The organism is Sphingobium soli (assembly GCF_020782245.1).
Lineage (GTDB): Bacteria > Pseudomonadota > Alphaproteobacteria > Sphingomonadales > Sphingomonadaceae > Sphingobium > Sphingobium soli.
In genome coordinates, this window is sequence record NZ_JAJGNP010000054.1 from 1 (window position 1) to 316 (window position 316).

Consider the following 316-nt stretch of genomic DNA (forward strand, 5'->3'; position numbering starts at 1 on the left):
TGGGCCGGGGAGGAGTTGAACCTCCGACCTCACGCTTATCAGGCGTGCGCTCTAACCACCTGAGCTACCGGCCCGTTTGTTTGTTCAGCCTCAAGCGCCGGCGTCGACATCTGTCGACTTGGCTTTCGCCGCATAAGCGGCGGCGGCCGTTCGGCCTTGCGAGCCCTCAAAGGCTCGTTGGCGCCAAACACACAGGCTGGCCTGCCTATCAGCACAACGTTACCGTTGCGCTAATCTCTAGTGATGAAGGGACATGAGGACGGCGGCTAATGTTCTGCGGAAATGACGAAGCTCTTCCAACGTCAAGCGTTGGCGC

General features: G+C 59.8%; 1 tRNA gene. It reads right to left on the minus strand.

The window, feature by feature from the left end:
* Positions 1–74 (minus strand) — tRNA-Ile (locus LL253_RS19705).
* Between the last annotated feature and the right edge of the window lie 242 nt (positions 75–316).